Source organism: Mesorhizobium sp. M7A.F.Ca.ET.027.03.2.1 (genome assembly GCF_003999175.1).
Classification (GTDB): domain Bacteria; phylum Pseudomonadota; class Alphaproteobacteria; order Rhizobiales; family Rhizobiaceae; genus Mesorhizobium.
This window is the reverse complement of record NZ_RZOM01001589.1, coordinates 1-889: the sequence shown is the minus strand read 5'-3', so window position 1 is coordinate 889 and position 889 is coordinate 1. Positions and strand designations below refer to the sequence as shown.

Sequence of the window (889 nt, the reverse complement as noted above, 5' to 3'; positions counted from 1 at the left end):
GGTTGGCGCAGCGCTGCTGGAAATCCCAGCCAACCAGTCTTTCGACCATGCGATCGACGCTGTCGCGGTCCATCCACAGCCCGTCGACACGGCGGCGATCGTAGCGTTCGAGCTCAAGGTGAACGCCGGCCAGCGTCGTCACGGTTCCGGACGTGCCCAGCAGATGGAAATTCGGACTGGCCTTGAGATGGCTCAGCCGATCGCGACCGTCGAAGCTGGCCAGCCGGCCGGCAACGTCGTCGACCATGGCGGCGAAGATCTCGCGCGTCACCGTGCGGCCGCCAAAGCGCTCGGCCAGCGAGACGACGCCGACCGGCAGCGACGTCCACGACACGATATGATTGGCCAGCCTCGGCGAACGGCGGCCGGCGAGATCGATGAGCGCGATTTCGGACGAGCCGCCGCCGATATCGAACAGGACGACGCCTTGGGTGTCGCGCTCGACCAGCGAGCCGCAGCCGGACACCGCCAGCCGCGCTTCGGTCTGGCGGTCGATGATCTCAAGCTTCAGGCCGGCCTCGCGTTCCACGCGGTCGATGAACTCGACGCCGTTTTCGGCCGTGCGGCAGGCCTCGGTGGCGATCAGCCGGGCTTTTCTGATCTTGCGGTTGCGCAATTTGTCGCCGCAGATTTTCAGCGCCTCGACCGCGCGGTCCATCGCCGGCTGGCCGAGCCGGCCATTGGCGGTGAGCCCCTCGCCCAGCCGGACGATGCGCGAAAAAGCGTCGATGACGCGGAACTGGCCATGCCGCGTCGGCACGGCCACCAGCAGCCGGCAATTGTTGGTGCCAAGGTCTAGCGCCGCAAACACCGGAAGCTCCTGGACCGGCGGCCGACGGGCGCTCTGTTCCGGCCGTGGCACCACAGCGACGGGCGAGGCCACCGACTC

Annotated in this window: 1 protein-coding gene; it reads right to left on the bottom strand. The window is 67.8% G+C overall.

The genetic code is table 11. The features are described 5' to 3' along the window. On the bottom strand, positions 1-889 hold an 889-nt coding region (locus EN750_RS36640; RefSeq protein WP_145968304.1), incomplete at both ends, for a Ppx/GppA phosphatase family protein.